We start from the raw sequence: 16,831 nt of genomic DNA on the forward strand, positions 1-16,831 counted from the left end.
ACCTTGCGGCTTTCACTGAGCTCCGTACATTAGCCGTCGAACCGTAACCCTGCAAAAGAATGTCTGATATGACCGACCTGTCAGCTTTTCCGATCACAAAACGTTGGCCCGCCCAGCATCCGGACCGCTTGCAGCTCTATTCGCTGCCGACGCCGAACGGTGTGAAGGTCTCGATCATGCTCGAGGAGATCGGGCTGCCCTACGAGGTCCATCTGGTCGACTTCAACAAGGACGACCAGAAGACGGCGGAGTTCCTGTCGCTCAATCCGAACGGCAAGATCCCGGCAATCCTCGACCCCAACGGCCCCGGCGGCAAGCCGCTGCCGTTGTTCGAATCCGGCGCCATCCTGCAATATCTCGCCGAGAAGACCGGCAAGCTGTTGCCAGCGGACGCGGCGCGCCGCTACCAGGCCATCCAATGGGTGCATTTCCAGATGGGCGGCATCGGACCGATGTTCGGCCAGGTCGGGTTCTTCCACAAATTCGCGGGCAAGGACTATGAGGACAAGCGGCCGCTGCAGCGCTACGTCGCCGAGTCCAAACGCCTGCTCGGCGTGATGGAGACGCACCTTGCCGGACGGCAATGGTTCATGGACGACGAATACAGCATTGCCGACATCTCAATGCTCGGCTGGGTGCGCAACCTGGTCGGCTTCTACGGCGCGCGCGAGCTTGTCGAGTTCGACCAGTTCACCCACGTCGCGGCCTGGCTAGAGCGCGGCCTCAAGCGGCCGGCCGTGGAGCGCGGGTTGAATATCCCCAAGCGGCCCTAGCTGGCTGACTTGAGCAACTCGTAGACGACGGGATTGTCGGCGCAGGCGCCAAAGCCGCATTCGAGCAGGGTGGAGAGCACGTTCAGCGCCGTCAGCCCGATCACCAGCCAGACGGCGCCTTGCGCGAATTTGCCGGGCGAGGCGCCCGGCATGGCGCGGTGATCGAACTGGCGGTCGAACAGCAGCATGGCGGCAAGCAGAACGATCGCCGCGATGAATCCGATCAGCGCCCAGGTATAGTAGTGATAGCCGAGCAGCGCCGAACCGTAGCCGGCATCGCCGGGGAGAATGTGCAGCAGGACCTGCCGCGTGGACACGGTGGCACCCAGCACGGCCGTCAGCAGCGACAAGGCATAATGGCTCGGACGCGGCCCGAAACGGATGTTCAGGATCGGTCCGATCGCCAGCAGGGCAAACAGAGTGCGCTGCAACAGGCATAGCGGGCAGGGCAGTTCATGCAGCAGCAGTTGCGCGGCAAAGGCGGCGGCCAGCAGCAGCGCGAGGCCATAAAGCGCGAGCGCATTGAGGGTGACGGCCTGCGTATCGTTCATCGCCGCCTCAGAATGACAGCGTCAGGCGGTCGGTGGCGTGGTGCAGCAAGGTCGCGGCGCAAGCGACCAGGATCACCGCGAACAGTCCAATCGCCAGGGGACGCGGGCCACGCCAGGCCACCAGCATGGCGATGGTGATGGCGAGAAACAGTGTGGTGAATTCCATCCTCAGCCTCCGGATGCGAGCCTGTCGCAATCTATGACAGATTCGTGAGCCGCCGCCCGCGAACGCGAGCCCGGCTGTTGGTCCGCTTGCCAAGTTTGCGATTGGGCCAGGATTGCGATTGGGCATTGTCGCGTGCGCGCTGGTCCGCCAAGATAGCACCCCCAGTTGAGTCAAATCCTAGCCTCCGGGACATCTCATGACCACAGACGCGATCAAGCCCGCCGTCCATCGCCAACATCAGCCCTGGTACAAGATCCTTTACGTCCAGGTGCTGATCGCAATCGTGCTGGGCGTCCTGATCGGGCATTTCTATCCCGATCTCGGCAAGGCGCTGAAGCCGCTCGGCGATGGCTTCATCGCGCTGATCAAGATGATGATCGCGCCGGTGATCTTCTGCACCGTGGTGCACGGCATCTCCTCGATGGGCGACCTCAAGCGTGTCGGCCGGGTCGGGTTGAAGACGCTGATCTATTTTGAGTTGGTGTCGACGGTCGCGCTCGCATTCGGCCTGATCGTGGGCGAACTGTTGCAGCCGGGCCGCGGCTTCAACATCGATCCGTCCACGATCGATCCGAAGTCGGTCTCGACCTACGTCACCCAGGCGAAAGCGGAGGGCATCGTTGCCCATCTGATGGCAATCATTCCGGACAGCTATCTCGGCGCGGTGGCGCGCGGCGATCTGTTGCAGGTGCTGCTGATCTCGATCCTCTCGGGTTTTGCCATCGCGCTGATGGGTAAGGTCGGCGAGCCGATTGCCGCGGCGATCGATCTGGCCGCCAAGATGTTCTTCGGCATCATCCGCATCATCGTTCGCGTCGCGCCGCTCGGGGCGTTCGGCGCGATGGCCTTCACGGTCGGCGCCTACGGCCTCGGGTCGCTCGCCAATTTGGCGGCATTGATCGCCACCTTCTATCTGACCAGCATCCTGTTCGTGCTGATCGTGCTCGGCGCGATCGCGCGACTGGCCGGCTTCTCGATCATCCGCTTCATCGCCTACATCAAGGACGAGCTCCTGATCGTGCTCGGAACCTCGTCGTCGGAAACGGTGCTGCCGCAGATGATCCAGAAGATGGAGCATCTCGGCGCCTCGCGCTCGGTGGTCGGCCTCGTCATCCCGACCGGCTACAGCTTCAATCTCGACGGCACCAACATCTACATGACCTTGGCGACGCTGTTCCTGGCGCAGGCCACCAACACGCATCTGACGATCTGGCAGGAGCTCGGCATTCTCGGCATCGCCATGATCACCTCAAAGGGCGCATCAGGTGTCACCGGGGCCGGCTTCATCACGCTGGCGGCGACGCTGTCGATCGTGCCTGACATTCCGATCCAGTCGATCGCCATCCTGGTCGGTATCGACAAGTTCATGAGCGAGTGTCGCGCGCTGACCAACCTGGTCGGCAACGGCGTTGCCTGCGTGGTGATCAGCCTGTCCGAGGGCGAGCTCGACAAGGATGCGCTGCACGAAACCATGGCGCATCCGATCCAGCTCGGCGAAGCGCTGGAGCCGGGTGCGACGGGCTAGCAATACGACGTGATGGGGCCGTCGCAAGGCGTGCCGTCGAAATATCGAAAACAACCCCATGCAAAGCAGCCCGGCGGCGGCCAGCGTGCGATCGGGCAACTTGACACGTCGGGCAACTCAGCGGTATTTTCTAATATTCCGAAACCGGGCGAATGTCGCTCGTGCCCCGGGGCGGCATCAGTCCGGGACGCCGGCCGCCTTGAGGGTTTCACGATAGGTCGCGGACATCGATTGCACCGGGAACGGAATCCGCGACAGGAACCTGGAGATCGTAAACTCCGGATCGACCTTGAGCAGCTCGCGCGCGATCTGGGTCGCGCGCGCGGTCTCGCCGGTCTTCACCAGCGCCACGATCAGGACGCGCAGCGCCACCGCGAAGCGGCGGTTCTGCGCCAGCGCCTTGTCGGCCCAGGTCACCGCTTCGGAAAAATGTCCGTCGAGCACCGCGCAGATCGCCAGCGCCGCGGAGGCGAACCAGCCGCGCGGGTCGCGCGGATTGAGCCGTTGCGCGCGCTCGATCATGGCGCGGCCGGCGCGCTGATCGCCGCACATCGCCTCGATCCAGCCGCTGAGCACCAGCGCCATCGCCGAGTTCGGGTTGATCGCAAGCGAACGGCCGAACAATTCGCGCGCGGGCTCGATCTCGTCGGCCATGTTCCAGATCGCGAACGCCGCCATCCACAACACCTGCGGGTCGCTTGGTGTCAATTCGACCGCGCGCCAGGCCTGCGCCACTGCGCGTTCCCGATAGGCGTCGTCAGGCTTCAGCCAGCCCTGGACATGGCGCATCGCGTGGCAATAGGCCGATGCCGCCAGCGCCGGCGCGTAGGCGGGATCGAGCGCCAGCGCCCGGTCGAGGCAATCGAGCGCGGCCACTATGCTCTCGGGCGTGAACTCGTACCTCAGGCTATACGCGCGCAGCAGCCAGTCATAGGCGTCGAGCTTGCCGGGCGGTGCGGCCCGTACCCGCTCGGCTTCCGCGACCAGCAAGGTCGGCTCGATGGCGCCGACCACGTTCTCGGTGATGCGGTCCTGCAAATCGAACACATCGTCGGCCGCGCCGTCGAACCGGTCCGCCCAGAGGTGCGCACCAGAACTGGCGTCTATCAACTGTCCGGTGATGCGTAAGCGGTCGCCGCCGCGGCGGACGCTGCCCTCGAGCACATAGCCGACGCCGAGGTCACGCCCGACCTGGCGGATATCGACGGCCTTGCCCTTGTAGGTGAAGGCGGAGTTGCGCGCGATCACGGTGAGGCGGCTGCAACGCGCCAGCGCGGTGGTGATGTCTTCGGCGATGCCGTCGGCGAAATAATCCTGCTCGGGGTCGCCGCTCATATTGGTGAAGGGCAGCACCGCGATCGACGGACCCTCGCTCGGCCGCGATGGACTGGTGTCGTCCACAAGCGGACGCTCGGGCACCGTGGCTTCCCTGACATCGCCGACGAAGCGAAGGCCCTTGCGGGGCAGGGTGCGGATCAGCCTCTGCTGCTCGCCATTGTCGCCAATTGCGGTCCGCGCTGCGTTGACCCGGCTGCTCAGCGTCGCCTCCGAGACGATCCTGCCGTGCCAGACGGCAGCGAGCACCTCGTCGCGGCTGACCACGCGGTCGCGGGCACGGATGAGGAATTCGAGAAGGTCGAAGACCTGCGGCTCGACGGCGACCAGCACATCGCCACGCCGCAGCTCCCGGCGCTCAGAGTCGAGGGTCAAGTCGTTGAAATGGTAAGTCAAACCGAAGAGTCCGGCGGCCGGTGGCTGAATCCGCGGCGGAACCTAGCACAGGCGGCGCGGAGCCAAAATCACGACGGTCTGAAGGACAAATCCACGTCCTCTGAAAGCGAACGGAGGCGGGCTCTGCAATATTGGATCCCGACACCAGACTTCAGGAGATCGCCATGTCGCAGTCCTTCAGCCAGCACCGCCGCCACTTCCTTGGCTTCGCCGGGGGCATCCTCGCCGCCTCCGGGTTCGGCTTGATCGGATCGGCCAGCGCGCAGTCCAAGGAGCAGTCCAAGGCGGCAGCGCCCGCGGTCAAGGTCGGCGCTCACACAACGATCGGACCGGTGAAGCAGATCAACACCGGCGTGCTCGACACCGGCTATGTCGAGATGGGGCCGGCCACCGGTCCCGCCGTCATCCTGCTGCACGGCTGGCCTTACGATATCCACAGCTATGCCGACGTTGCGCCGGCGCTGGCGGAGGCCGGTTATCGCGTGATCGTGCCGCATCTGCGCGGCTACGGCAGCACGCGCTTCCTTTCCAACGATACGATGCGCAGCGGCCAGCCGGTCGCGGTCTCGGCCGACATCATTGCGCTGATGGATGCGCTGAAGATCGAGAAGGCCGTGCTCGGCGGCTATGATTGGGGTGCGCGTACTGCCAACATCATGGCGGCACTTTGGCCCGAGCGCTGCAAGGCGATGGTGTCGGTCAGCGGCTATCTGATCGGCAGCCAGGCGGCCGGCAAGGTGCCGCTGCCGCCGAAGGCTGAGCTGCAATGGTGGTACCAGTTCTATTTCGCGACCGAGCGCGGCCGCGAGGGCTACGCCAAGAACCGGCACGACTTCAACAAGCTGATCTGGCAAATTGCTTCGCCGCAGTGGAAGTTCGACGATGCCACCTACGACCGCAGCGCTGCTGCCTTCGAGAACCCCGACCATGTCGATATCGTGATCCACAATTACCGCTGGCGGCTCGGCATCGCCGAGGGCGAGGCGAAGTACGACGCTTTCGAGAAGACGCTGGCCCAGGCGCCTGTGATCGCGATCCCGACCATCACGATGGAAGGCGATGCCAACGGCGCGCCGCATCCGGAACCCGCGGCCTATGCCAGAAAGTTCTCCGGGCACTACGAGCATCGCCAGTTAACCGGCGGCATCGGCCACAATCTGCCGCAGGAAGCGCCGCAGGCCTTCGTCCAGGCCATCATCGACGTCAGCAAGGCCTGAGGCGGACGCCGGCAACGCCGATGTGGAGATCGGCGTATCCTGATCTGGTGCTGCGCGTGCTGCGGGGCTAGTTTCCCCCGCAGCAATCGCATGTGGGGAACGGCTTTGACCATCACCATCTACGGCATCAAGAACTGCGACACGATGAAGAAGGCGCGCGCCTGGCTCGACGATCACGGCGTCGCCTACGACTTCCACGACTACAAGACGGCCGGCATCGCCAAGGACAAGCTCAAGCAGTGGAGCGAGGAGGTGGGCTGGGAGACGTTGCTCAACCGCGCCGGCACCACCTTCAAGAAGCTGCCCGATGCCGACAAGGAAGGCCTGAACGAGCGCAAGGCGCTGGCGCTGATGGCCGAGCAGCCCTCGATGATCAAGCGTCCGGTGCTCGACCTCGGGCCGAAGCGCGTCGTCGGCTTCAAGCCGGATAGCTACACCAAGGAAGTGCCGGCGAAAGCGCGCAAGAAGGGCTAGGACGTGCGCGGCGTTTTCCCGCGGCCGAAAGCCCGGGCCAGCCGGGCCACGGCCGAGGGGATCACGTGGCAGGGATATCCGCTGAAGCCGAGCATCAGCGCGGATCGTGGCGTCGCGGCGACATAGGCAGTGCTCAATGCACGGACGATCACGTCGTGATTACGTGCGGCGCGTGCGATGCCCACGTCCGAATGGCCGGCGCGCAGATGTGCGACGAGATGCATTCCCTGATCCGGGGGATCGACAGTGATCTCCTCGCCCAGACGGCGTCGCAGTGAATCGACAAGCACGTCGCGCTGGTCCTTGTACTGCCGGCGCATCCTGCGGATATGCGACGCGAAATGTCCTTGCTCGATGAAGTCCGTGACCACCGCCTGAGCCAGGCTCGAAGGCTGCCGGTCGACGAGATACCGTGCGGTCGTGAACGCCTTCAGCAACGCAGGTGGCACGACGGCGTAACCGAGCCGCAGGCCGGGGAACAGCGCCTTGTTCAGCGTGCCGATGTAGATCACGCGCTCGCTCTCATCGAGGCCTTGGAGCGACGCCAGCGCCCGCCCGGCATAGCGGAACTCGCTTGCATAGTCGTCCTCGACGATCCAGGCGCCGGTGTCGCGGGCCCAATTGAGAAGCTCGAGACGTCGCGCCATCGCCAGCACGACGCCAGTCGGGAATTGATGGGAAGGGGTCACGAAGACGGCGCGAGCCCTGGGCGCCGTTCTGATGCCCGCGGCGACGTCGATGCCCTGGGCATCGACCGGAACAGGGTGGGCCGTCGCCCCGGCGGCGATCAGCGCCTGTCGCGTCAATGAATAGCCGGGGTCTTCGATCCACGCCTGCATATCCGGTTGGCGCAGGACCCGGATCACAAGATCGATCGCATGCTGCGTTCCGGAGGTCACCACGATCTGCTCCGGATCGCAGCGAACGGCGCGCGCGGCGCGCAAGTAATCGCAGACTGCCTTGCGCAGCTCGGGCAGGCCCCGCGGATCGGAATAGCCGAAGTGATCGGGGCCGAGCGAACGAAATACCTGTGCGCTCGACTTTCGCCACAGCTCCGTGGTCCTGCCATCGACGAGTGTGCGGCCGAGGTTGAAGGGACGGTCGTCGCTCTGCACGGTGACGTCGACGAAGTCGCTGAACACAGGCGTCTGGGCTGTAGCCGATCGAGCCCGCGCTGCGGACCGCCTGGCGTGCGCAGGGCTCCGCCCTTCGACCGGCTCCGGAAGGTCGATCGACACGTAACTGCCGGACCCGATCTTGCCGGTGGCGTATCCTTCCGCCAGCAGCTGCTCATAGGCTGCGACCACGGCGGATCGCGAGACCGAGAGTTGCGATGCAAGCTCACGCGTCGACGGCAGCTTGGCGCCGGGCCTCAAGCTCTGCGAAAGAATCGCCGATCGGATCTGCAGATAGAGCTGTCGGAACAACGGCGCCTCACCGCGACGGTTCAGCTGCCACGCATATAGACTTCCCCAGCTCCGACGCCGCTCCTTCACGCCGTTGCTCCTCGTTCGCAAGTGTTGCTCACCGGCAGATCGCGTTTTGAAAAATGGTATGTCGTATTCGTATGAAGTGGACCTTTTGACCGGACCATTCGAGGTTATGCTCAATCCGTGGGACGAGTTCAAGGGACAGCAAATGAGCGCACCGATCTCGCTGCGACGCGCCGACAGGGCGGCCACGACAGAACAGGTGTTGCGGGTGCTTGAGCGCGGATTTGCCGGCCGGCTCGCGACTGTGGGGGAGGATGGCTACCCGTACTGTTTGCCCATGTTGTACATCTGGTCGGACAATCGGGTGCTGCTCCACGGGACCAGCGCGCGCGGTCACCTTCGAACCAATATCGAACGCGAACCGCGGGTGTGCTTTGAGGTCGACGAGCCGGGTGACGTGTTTGACTATGGCCGCTTCGAGTGCGACTCGGGTCTGGCCTATCGGAGCGTCATTGTGTTCGGCACGGTTCGCATCATGCAGGACCGTGTGTTCAAGCAGCACTTCTGCGAGTTGCTGATGATCAAGTACGGCAAACCCGGCTCGGTGCGGCCCAAGAACTTCTTCCCGCGGCTCGACCTGATTACCGTTTATGCCCTGACGGTCGAACGGATGACAGGCAAGGGCCAGGTTCTTCCCGATCTCTCCGAACAGTGGCCGGCGCAGGACCGGACCAAGACGCCCCACGCGCAACCATAGCGCCGGAGCTGGTTTCGGCGGATTTGCGACGGGGAGCTAGATCAGCTCGACCGAATCCTGGCTCGCCGCATGATCCGCCGGCACGAACCTGCGGTCGATCACGGCGCGGACGGTGACGACCGGGACCGCCTTCGCCTTCACGCCCATCAGATTGTGCAGCCGGAAGCCGCCCTCGATGCTGATCGCCTTGTACGAGCCGATGATGTGCTCGACGGTGTCGCCGCGCCCGAACGGCAACAGCAGCCGTTCATAGGAGACGTCCTTGCCGTCGGCGTCCGCGACCGTCGCGACCGTATAGGTCGGACGCTTGCGCGCCAGGCAGGTGCGATAGGACAGGATGAGACCTGCATAGCGCTCCGCCCCGATCGCATCGTCCAGATAGCGGTTGGTGCGCTGCCGCGGATCGACATGCTCGTTGCCGTAAGCCGTCGTCAGCCGCGCGCCTTCCTGCGTGATGATGAAGCGGGCGGCGTCGCCGCTACCCTCGACGTCGAAGCCCATCATGTCGGCGCGCTCGTCGGCGCTGCCGTCGCTGTGGAAGTCGCTCGGCATGGGAAGCGTGTCCGGCTTGCGCACGGCGCGCAGCCAGGCGTTCAGCAGCACCCGCTGCGTGATCGATTTGACCACCGATGGATCGGCACTTCTGAAATGCATCGGTCAGCCGAATTCAAGCACATCCCCGAGCGGGATGCGGCCGGGGGCTCGGTGGAACAGGTCGCGATCGATGATGGCGCACAGCTTGAAGTTCGGCGGCACGTCGTTGCCGCGCATCAGATTGCGGATTTCGAAACTGCCGTTCTCGCTGATCGTCTTCAGCGAGGCGATCAGGTGCGTGACGGGGCCGCCGTCGGAGAATGGCAGCAGCAGCCGTTCATAGGCCACGACATGACCGTAAATGTCGTCGATATCGGCGATGGTGTAGGCGGGGAGGCGCCGGGCGACGCATTCGTGATAGACCGGCATCACGACCGGCGCGAGCCGCGCGCCGAGATAGTCGTCGAGCAGGCGGCCCTTGCCGCTGTGCCCGTAGGCGGTGGCCATCCGCGTGCCGTCGCTCTCGATCGTCAGCCGCGGCGGCTGCGCGGTTGCGTCGACGGTGAAGAACACCGTGTCCGGCAAATCTTCCTCGATCCGCGCGGGACGAAACTCATCGATCCGCGGGATGGTCTGGGTCCGGGCATAAAGCCGCAGCCACGTGTTCAGGAAATCACGTTGCCGGATCGACTTGACGACCGTGGAATTGGTGCTCTCGAAATGCAAGGCACTCGCCATTGGTACTGCAATGGCCAGAGTTTCGGTGACAGGCGGAAATATTTGATGAAAGCGGATGTCCGGAGGAAAACACCGTTAACGACCGCTTTCCCCGGCGCAAAGCCCGTCCAAATACCATTCGACTAAGGATCAACCGGAACCGGTGGTGACGATATCGCACTGCACAGCTTTCCACCTTGCGTAACCGCCACAGATGACGGCATATTCCGGCCCGGAGGCGACGGGCCCGGGACGGTTTCCAAGACGGATCGGACGACCTGTCGGACATGAAAAAATCTGGCCACGCGGGCGACGGGCTTCGCGGCGATGGCGTATGGGGGAATCTATTTGGCCGATGAGTTCATTCTCGAAACCAGCGGATTGACCAAGGAATTCGCCGGTTTCTTTGCCGTTCGCGACGTCGCGCTGAAGGTGCGTCGCGGCAGTATCCATGCGTTGATCGGGCCGAACGGCGCCGGCAAGACGACCTGTTTCAATCTGCTGACCAAATTCCTGAAGCCGACGGGCGGCCAGATTCGCTACAAGGGCCAGGACATCACCGCGATGCCGCCGGCCGACGTGGCGCGGCTCGGGCTGGTCCGCTCGTTTCAGATTTCGGCGGTGTTTCCGCATCTGACCGCGCTGGAAAACGTCCGCGTCGCGCTGCAGCGGCAGCACGGTTCGTCATTCGATTTCTGGCGTTCCAAGACCGTGCTCGACCGCTTCAATCCGCGCGCCCACGAACTCCTGAACGACGTCGGTTTGAGCGAGTTCGCCAATACGCCGGCGGTCGAGATGCCGTACGGCCGCAAACGCGCACTTGAAATTGCAACGACGCTGGCACTCGACCCCGAGATGATGCTGCTCGATGAGCCGATGGCCGGCATGGGCCACGAGGACATCGACAAGATCGCGGCGCTGATCAAGCGGATTTCGGCCAAATACACCATCCTGATGGTCGAACATAACCTCTCGGTGGTGGCCAATCTCTCCGACATCATCACCGTGCTGACGCGCGGGCAGGTGCTGGCGGAGGGCAATTACGCCGACCTCTCCAAGGACGAGCGCGTCAAGGAAGCCTATCTGGGAGCGGGTCATGGCTGAGGCAAAACTGGCGGAGAAGCCCGTGGCCGCGGCCGGAGCCGAGGTGCTCACGGTCAAGGATCTACAGGCCTGGTACGGCGAATCCCACATCCTGCACGGCATCAATTTCAACGTCAGGGCAGGCGAGGTGGTGACGCTGCTCGGCCGCAACGGCGCCGGCAAGACCACCACGCTGAAGTCGATCATGGGCGTGATCGGCAAGCGCTCCGGATCGATCCGCTTCGACGACAAGGAGATCATCCGCGCCACCTCCGACAAGATCGCGCGGATGGGGATCGCGTTCTGTCCCGAAGAGCGCGGCATCTTCTCGAGTCTCGACGTGCGCGAGAATCTGATGCTGCCGCCGGTGGTGCGCCCGGGCGGCCTGCCGCTCGACCAGATCTTCACGCTGTTTCCGAACCTCAAGGAGCGTCTCAACAGCCAGGGCACCAAGCTCTCGGGCGGCGAACAGCAGATGCTGGCGATTGCGCGCATCCTGCGCACGGGCGCGCGCTTCCTGATGCTGGACGAGCCGACCGAAGGGTTGGCGCCGGTCATCATTCAGCAGATCGGGCACACCATTGCGCGCCTGAAGTCGCAGGGCTTTACCATCCTGTTGGTCGAACAGAATTTTCGTTTCGCATCGACGGTTGCCGACCGTTACTACATCGTCGAGCACGGCAAGGTGATCGACGGCTTCTCCAATACCGAACTGTCGGCCAATATGGACAAGCTTCATACCTATCTCGGCGTCTGAGATCGCCAGAGTCAGAAAATTTAGGACGAGGAAATACCAGATGAAGAACAGGATCTCCGCGCTTCTGCTTGGCACTGCGATGGCGCTCAGCATCGCCAGCATTGCCTCCGCCGACGACAAGGTCGTCAAGATCGGCGTCTTGTCGGATCAGTCCGGCCTCTATGCGGACCTCGGTGGTCCCGGCTCGACGCTGGCGGCGCAGATGGCGATCGAGGACAGTGGCCTCAAGGCCAAAGGCTGGACCATCGACCTGATCTCCGGCGATCACCAGAACAAGCCCGATATCGGCACCACGATCGCCCGCCAGTGGTTCGACGTCGACAAGGTCGATACCATCGTCGACGTGCCGAATTCCGGCGTCGCGCTTGCGGTCAACAACGTCGTGAAGGAGAAGAACGGCGTCTACATCAATTCGGGCGCCGCGACCTCGGACCTCACCAATGCACAGTGCACGCCGAACACGGTGCACTGGACCTACGACACCTACATGCTGGCGCACTCGACCGGGCAGGCGCTGGTGAAGGCCGGCGGCGACACCTGGTTCTTCCTGACCGCGGACTACGCGTTCGGCGCCGCGCTGGAGCGCGACACCACGGCTGTCATCACCGCCAATGGCGGCAAGGTGCTGGGCAGCGTCAAGCATCCGCTCAACACCGCAGACTTCTCGTCCTTCCTGCTCCAGGCGCAGGCCTCCAAGGCCAAGATCATCGGTCTTGCCAATGCCGGCGGCGACACCACCAACTCGATCAAGCAGGCGGCCGAGTTCGGCATCGTCAAGGGCGGCCAGAAGCTCGCGGCGCTGCTGCTGTTCTTGACCGACGTCAAGGCGATCGGCCTCGAGACCGCGCAGGGCCTCAACTTCACCGAGACGTTCTACTGGGACCTCAACGACAAGACCCGCGCCTTCTCCAAGCGCTTCTCGGAGCGGATGAAGAACGGTGCGATGCCGACCATGGTGCAGGCCGGCGTCTATGCGGGCCTGCTGCATTACTTCAAGGCGCTGGAAGCGCTCGGCGGCAATCCGCATGACGGCGCCAAGGTGGTCGCCAAGATGAAGACCATCCCGACCGACGATCCGCTGTTCGGCAAGGGCAAGGTCGAGGCCAACGGTCGCGTCACCCACGACGCCTATCTGTTCGAAGTGAAGAAGCCCTCGGAGTCCAAGGGTCCCTGGGACTTCTACAAGCTGGTCGGCACCGTGCCGGGCAACCAGGCCTTCACGCCGCTCGACAAGAGCACCTGCGCGCTCCTGAAGAAGTGACGATCATGCCCGCCGGCCATGCGCGTGGCCGGCGGGCTTCATCTATCTAGCGAAAGCTCATTCGATGCAGGCTCTCTACGCACAGCTTCTGGTGGGACTGATCAACGGCTCGTTCTACGCGCTGCTCAGTCTGGGGCTCGCCGTCATCTTCGGCATGCTCAACATCATCAATTTCGCGCACGGCGCGCTCTATATGATGGGCGCCTTCGTGGCGTATTTCCTGCTCAATCTGGGCGGCATCAACTATTGGTGGGCGCTGCTCATCGCGCCCGTCCTGGTCGGCATCTTCGGCATGATCCTGGAGCGGACCATGCTGCAATGGCTCGCCGGCCTCGACCATCTCTACGGACTGCTCTTGACCTTCGGCATCGCGCTGATCGTGCAGGGCGTGTTCCAGAACTACTTCGGCTCCTCCGGCCTGCCGTACTCGATCCCGGATCAGCTCAAGGGCGGCGTCAATCTCGGCTTCATGTTCCTGCCGATCTATCGCGGCTGGGTCGTCATCTTCTCGCTGGTGGTGTGTCTTGCCACCTGGTTCCTGATCGAGAAGACGCAGCTCGGCGCGTATTTGCGCGCCGCCACCGAGAATCCGACGCTGGTGCGGGCCTTCGGCATCAACGTGCCGCGCATGATCACGCTGACCTACGGGCTCGGCGTCGGCCTTGCCGCGCTCGCCGGCGTGCTGTCGGCGCCGATCAACCAGGTCCGCCCGCTGATGGGCGCCGATCTCATCATCGTGGTGTTCGCGGTGGTCGTGATCGGCGGCATGGGCTCGATCATGGGCTCGATCATCACCGGCTTCGCGCTCGGCGTGATCGAGGGACTGACCAAGTATTTTTATCCCGAAGCCTCCAACACCGTGGTGTTTGTCCTGATGGTGGTGGTGTTGCTGGTGAAGCCAACGGGACTGACGGGACGGGCGGCCTGATATGTCAGCATTGACCGACGATACACTTCCGATGACGCCGCGCGCGATGCGCGACGAGATGATCGTATTCGCCGTGATGGCGGTGCTGCTGGCGATGGTGCCGTTCACCGGGATCTATCCGTTCTTCGTGATGCAGGCATTGTGCTTTGCGCTGCTCGCCTGCGCCTTCAACCTGCTGATCGGCTATGGCGGCCTGCTGTCGTTCGGCCACGCCATGTTCCTCGGCACCGCGGGCTACGTCTCGGCGCATGCGCTGAAGGTGTGGGGGCTGCCGCCCGAGCTCGGCATCCTGGCCGGCGTCGCCGCGGCCGCGCTGCTCGGCCTCGTCACCGGCTACATCTCGATCAAGCGGCAGGGCATCTACTTCTCGATGATCACGCTGGCGCTGTCGCAACTGCTGTACTTCATCTATCTGCAAGCGCCGTTCACCCATGGCGAAGACGGCATCCAGGGCATTCCGCAGGGACGCCTGTTCGGCATCTTCGACCTCTCGAAGCCGATGGTGCTGTATTACGTCGTGCTGGTCGGCTTCCTGGCCGGCTTCCTGTTGATCTACCGCACCATCAACTCGCCGTTCGGCGAGGTGCTGAAGTCGATCCGCGAGAACGAACCGCGCGCGATCTCGCTCGGCTACAAGACCGACCAGTACAAGCTGCTCGCCTTCATCCTGTCGGGCACGCTGGCCGGCTTCGCCGGCTCGCTGAAGGTGTTCGTGGCACAGAACGCCTCGCTGACCGACGTGCACTGGTCGATGTCCGGTGAAATCGTGCTGATGACGCTGGTCGGCGGTCTCGGCACCATCTTCGGCCCGGTGGTCGGCGCCTTCGTCATCATCGCCATGCAGCAATATCTCGCCGGCTTCGGCCAGTGGGTGACGGTGATCCAGGGCGTGATCTTCGTGGCCTGCGTGCTGCTGTTCCGGCGCGGCCTGGTTGGCGAACTGGCCCACATCCTCAGGCGCTCGCTGTAGGGGCAAGGCGGCCGGCGATTCCTCGCCGATAGCAGTGGACGACCGCCCGTTCGGGCGGTCGGGCCCGGTGCATTTGGCGTCAGATGTTCTATGACAGTTTTGTGACAGTCGCTAACAGGCTGTCCCGGAACGATGGAACTGAGACATGCTGCGCTGGTTTCGCGCCTTCCTGCCCAAGGAAGAGCGATTTTTCGACCTGTTCGCCCGCCACGCCCAAACCTCCGTGCAGTGTGCCAAGGCGCTACAGGACATGCTGAAGGGCGGCGAGGAGACCCCGGTCTTCTGCCAGCGCGTCAATCAGTTCGAGAACGACGCCGACAGCGTCACCCGCGAGGTCCTGACCGCGGTTCGCCGCACCTTCATCACCCCGTTCGACCGCAGCGACATCAAGAACCTGATCACCGCGATGGACGACGCGGTCGACCAGATGCAATCGACCGCCAAGGCGGTGATGCTGTTCGAGGTTCGCGAGTTCGAGCCGCCGATGCGGGAGATGGGCGCGCTGATCGTCGAATGCGCCGGCCTGGTCGGCCGCGCGCTGCCTCTGTTGCAGTCGATCGGACAGAACGTCTCGCTGCTGACCCAGATCACCGAGGAATTGACCAAGCTCGAGGGCCGGGTCGACGATCTCCAGGACATCGGGCTCAAGGAGCTGTACCTGAAGCACCGCGACGCTAACACGATGGACTTCATCGTCGGCGCGGAGATCTACGATCACCTCGAGAAGGTGGCCGATCGCTTCGACGACGTCGCCAACGAGATCAACTCCATCGTGATCGAGCAGGTCTGAGCATGATCCGGAAAAGTGTGCAGCGGTTTTTCGATCTGATCATGCTCAAAAAAGAACAATAAAGCGGGGCCATCACGTGGACGCCACGCTGGGTCTTCCGGTTCTCACCATCCTGATCGCGGTCGCGCTGCTGTTCGACTTCCTGAACGGGCTGCACGACGCCGCCAACTCGATCGCGACCATCGTCTCGACCCGCGTGCTGCGGCCGCAATATGCGGTGTTCTGGGCGGCTTTCTTCAATTTCATCGCCTTCGCGGTGTTCGGCCTGCATGTCGCCAACACCATCGGCACCGGGATCATCGAGCCGGCGGTGGTGGACGCGACCGTGATCTTCGCCGCACTGGTCGGCGCGATCGTCTGGAACGTGATCACCTGGGCGCTGGGGATTCCGTCGTCGAGCTCGCATGCGCTGATCGGTGGCCTGGTCGGCGCCGGGATGGCCAAGGCGGGCATTTCGGCGGCGGTGTGGAGCGGGCTGACCAAGACCCTGCTCGCGATCGTGCTGTCGCCGCTGGTCGGCTTCCTGCTGGCGCTGGTGCTGGTCGCGATCGTGTCCTGGCTGTCGGTGCGCTCGACGCCGTTCGCGGTCGATCGCGCCTTCCGCATCCTGCAATTCGCCTCGGCCTCGCTCTATTCGCTCGGCCATGGCGGCAACGACGCGCAGAAGACCATGGGCATCATCGCGGTGCTGCTCTACTCGCAGGGGCATCTCGGCGACACCTTCGAGATTCCGTTCTGGGTCGTGCTGGCCTGCCAGAGCGCGATGGCGCTCGGCACCCTGATGGGGGGCTGGCGGATCGTCCGCACCATGGGGTTGCGCATCACCAAGCTGACGCCGATGCAGGGGTTTTGCGCCGAGACCGGCGGCGCCGCGACGCTGTTCATCGCGACCTATCTCGGGGTTCCCGTGTCGACCACCCACACCATCACCGGCGCCATCGTCGGCGTCGGCGCGGCACGGCGGCTCTCCGCCGTGCGCTGGAACGTGGCAAGCTCGATCGTCTACGCCTGGGTGATCACGATCCCGGCGTCGGCGGCGGTCGCCGCCGCGACCTATTGGATCGTGCAGGTCTTGAAGTGACTAGAGCCTTTCCCGTTCCGATAGGATCGGAACGGGGCTCTAGGTTCTTGTCTTGACGCGTTTTCTTCACGCGAACCGGTATC

General features: G+C 63.8%; 18 protein-coding genes. 12 read left to right on the forward strand and 6 right to left on the reverse strand.

What is annotated here, in order from left to right:
• Positions 1-68 precede the first annotated feature (68 nt).
• Positions 69-773, forward strand: coding sequence for a glutathione S-transferase family protein (locus tag B2W55_RS10340; protein WP_024581412.1), 705 nt, complete (start codon positions 69-71; stop codon positions 771-773).
• Here B2W55_RS10340 and B2W55_RS10345 read toward each other — a convergent pair.
• Together B2W55_RS10345 and B2W55_RS10350 are read right to left on the reverse strand one after the other, a co-directional pair.
• Entirely contained in the window at positions 770-1,324 is a 555-nt protein-coding gene (locus B2W55_RS10345; protein WP_024581413.1) for a disulfide bond formation protein B, read from the reverse strand. The two genes, B2W55_RS10340 and B2W55_RS10345, sit on opposite strands and share 4 nt — an antisense overlap.
• A gap of 7 nt (positions 1,325-1,331) precedes the next feature.
• Complete coding sequence (locus B2W55_RS10350; protein ID WP_168200256.1) at positions 1,332-1,490, reverse strand: DUF5993 family protein; 159 nt, start codon at positions 1,488-1,490, stop codon at positions 1,332-1,334.
• A gap of 196 nt (positions 1,491-1,686) precedes the next feature.
• On the opposite strand from B2W55_RS10350, the gene B2W55_RS10355 reads away from it, so the two are divergent.
• Positions 1,687-3,015: a dicarboxylate/amino acid:cation symporter gene (locus B2W55_RS10355; RefSeq protein WP_024581414.1), complete on the forward strand. Its 1,329-nt coding sequence runs from the start codon at positions 1,687-1,689 to the stop codon at positions 3,013-3,015.
• A gap of 177 nt (positions 3,016-3,192) precedes the next feature.
• Here B2W55_RS10355 and B2W55_RS10360 read toward each other — a convergent pair whose 3' ends face one another.
• Positions 3,193-4,746, reverse strand: coding sequence for a winged helix-turn-helix domain-containing protein (locus tag B2W55_RS10360; protein WP_024581415.1), 1,554 nt, complete (start codon positions 4,744-4,746; stop codon positions 3,193-3,195).
• Between the two features lie 164 nt (positions 4,747-4,910).
• Here B2W55_RS10360 and B2W55_RS10365 point away from each other — a divergent pair, with 164 nt between their 5' ends.
• Together B2W55_RS10365 and B2W55_RS10370 are read left to right on the forward strand one after the other, a co-directional pair.
• Complete coding sequence (locus B2W55_RS10365) at positions 4,911-5,963, forward strand: alpha/beta fold hydrolase (RefSeq protein ID WP_024581416.1); 1,053 nt, start codon at positions 4,911-4,913, stop codon at positions 5,961-5,963.
• Positions 5,964-6,068: 105 nt separating this feature from the next.
• Positions 6,069-6,437: an ArsC family reductase gene (locus B2W55_RS10370; protein ID WP_024581417.1), complete on the forward strand. Its 369-nt coding sequence runs from the start codon at positions 6,069-6,071 to the stop codon at positions 6,435-6,437.
• Here B2W55_RS10370 and B2W55_RS10375 read toward each other — a convergent pair.
• Positions 6,434-7,864: a PLP-dependent aminotransferase family protein gene (locus tag B2W55_RS10375; protein ID WP_024581418.1), complete on the reverse strand. Its 1,431-nt coding sequence runs from the start codon at positions 7,862-7,864 to the stop codon at positions 6,434-6,436. The two genes, B2W55_RS10370 and B2W55_RS10375, sit on opposite strands and share 4 nt — an antisense overlap.
• Before the next feature lie 127 nt (positions 7,865-7,991).
• Between B2W55_RS10375 and B2W55_RS10380 the strand changes: the two genes are divergently transcribed.
• Entirely contained in the window at positions 7,992-8,627 is a 636-nt protein-coding gene (locus tag B2W55_RS10380; protein WP_024581419.1) for a pyridoxamine 5'-phosphate oxidase family protein, read from the forward strand.
• 36 nt (positions 8,628-8,663) lie between these two features.
• Here the strand turns inward: B2W55_RS10380 and B2W55_RS10385 are convergent, their stop codons facing one another.
• Both B2W55_RS10385 and B2W55_RS10390 read right to left on the reverse strand, forming a co-directional pair.
• Positions 8,664-9,281, reverse strand: coding sequence for a hypothetical protein (locus B2W55_RS10385; protein WP_024581420.1), 618 nt, complete (start codon positions 9,279-9,281; stop codon positions 8,664-8,666).
• A gap of 3 nt (positions 9,282-9,284) precedes the next feature.
• Complete coding sequence (locus B2W55_RS10390; protein WP_043855539.1) at positions 9,285-9,899, reverse strand: PAS domain-containing protein; 615 nt, start codon at positions 9,897-9,899, stop codon at positions 9,285-9,287.
• A gap of 327 nt (positions 9,900-10,226) precedes the next feature.
• On the opposite strand from B2W55_RS10390, the gene B2W55_RS10395 reads away from it, so the two are divergent.
• The 7 genes from B2W55_RS10395 (at position 10,227) to B2W55_RS10425 (ending at position 16,748) form a co-directional block, all read left to right on the forward strand.
• Positions 10,227-10,982: an ABC transporter ATP-binding protein gene (locus B2W55_RS10395; RefSeq protein WP_024581422.1), complete on the forward strand. Its 756-nt coding sequence runs from the start codon at positions 10,227-10,229 to the stop codon at positions 10,980-10,982.
• Positions 10,975-11,718, forward strand: coding sequence for an ABC transporter ATP-binding protein (locus B2W55_RS10400; protein ID WP_024581423.1), 744 nt, complete (start codon positions 10,975-10,977; stop codon positions 11,716-11,718). Before B2W55_RS10395 ends, B2W55_RS10400 begins: the two co-directional genes overlap by 8 nt.
• 40 nt (positions 11,719-11,758) lie before the next feature.
• Positions 11,759-12,979, forward strand: coding sequence for an ABC transporter substrate-binding protein (locus tag B2W55_RS10405; RefSeq protein WP_024581424.1), 1,221 nt, complete (start codon positions 11,759-11,761; stop codon positions 12,977-12,979).
• A gap of 64 nt (positions 12,980-13,043) precedes the next feature.
• Positions 13,044-13,907, forward strand: a complete 864-nt coding sequence (locus B2W55_RS10410; RefSeq protein WP_024581425.1) for a branched-chain amino acid ABC transporter permease — start codon at positions 13,044-13,046, stop codon at positions 13,905-13,907.
• 1 nt (position 13,908) lies between these two features.
• Positions 13,909-14,877, forward strand: a complete 969-nt coding sequence (locus tag B2W55_RS10415; protein WP_024581426.1) for a branched-chain amino acid ABC transporter permease — start codon at positions 13,909-13,911, stop codon at positions 14,875-14,877.
• A 145-nt stretch (positions 14,878-15,022) separates the two neighbouring features.
• Positions 15,023-15,667: a DUF47 domain-containing protein gene (locus B2W55_RS10420; protein WP_024581427.1), complete on the forward strand. Its 645-nt coding sequence runs from the start codon at positions 15,023-15,025 to the stop codon at positions 15,665-15,667.
• A 76-nt stretch (positions 15,668-15,743) separates the two neighbouring features.
• Positions 15,744-16,748, forward strand: coding sequence for an inorganic phosphate transporter (locus B2W55_RS10425; protein ID WP_024581428.1), 1,005 nt, complete (start codon positions 15,744-15,746; stop codon positions 16,746-16,748).
• The last annotated feature ends 83 nt before the right edge of the window (positions 16,749-16,831 follow it).

It is taken from the genome of Bradyrhizobium sp. UBA2491, assembly GCF_002341725.1.
Taxonomy (GTDB): Bacteria; Pseudomonadota; Alphaproteobacteria; order Rhizobiales; family Xanthobacteraceae; genus Bradyrhizobium.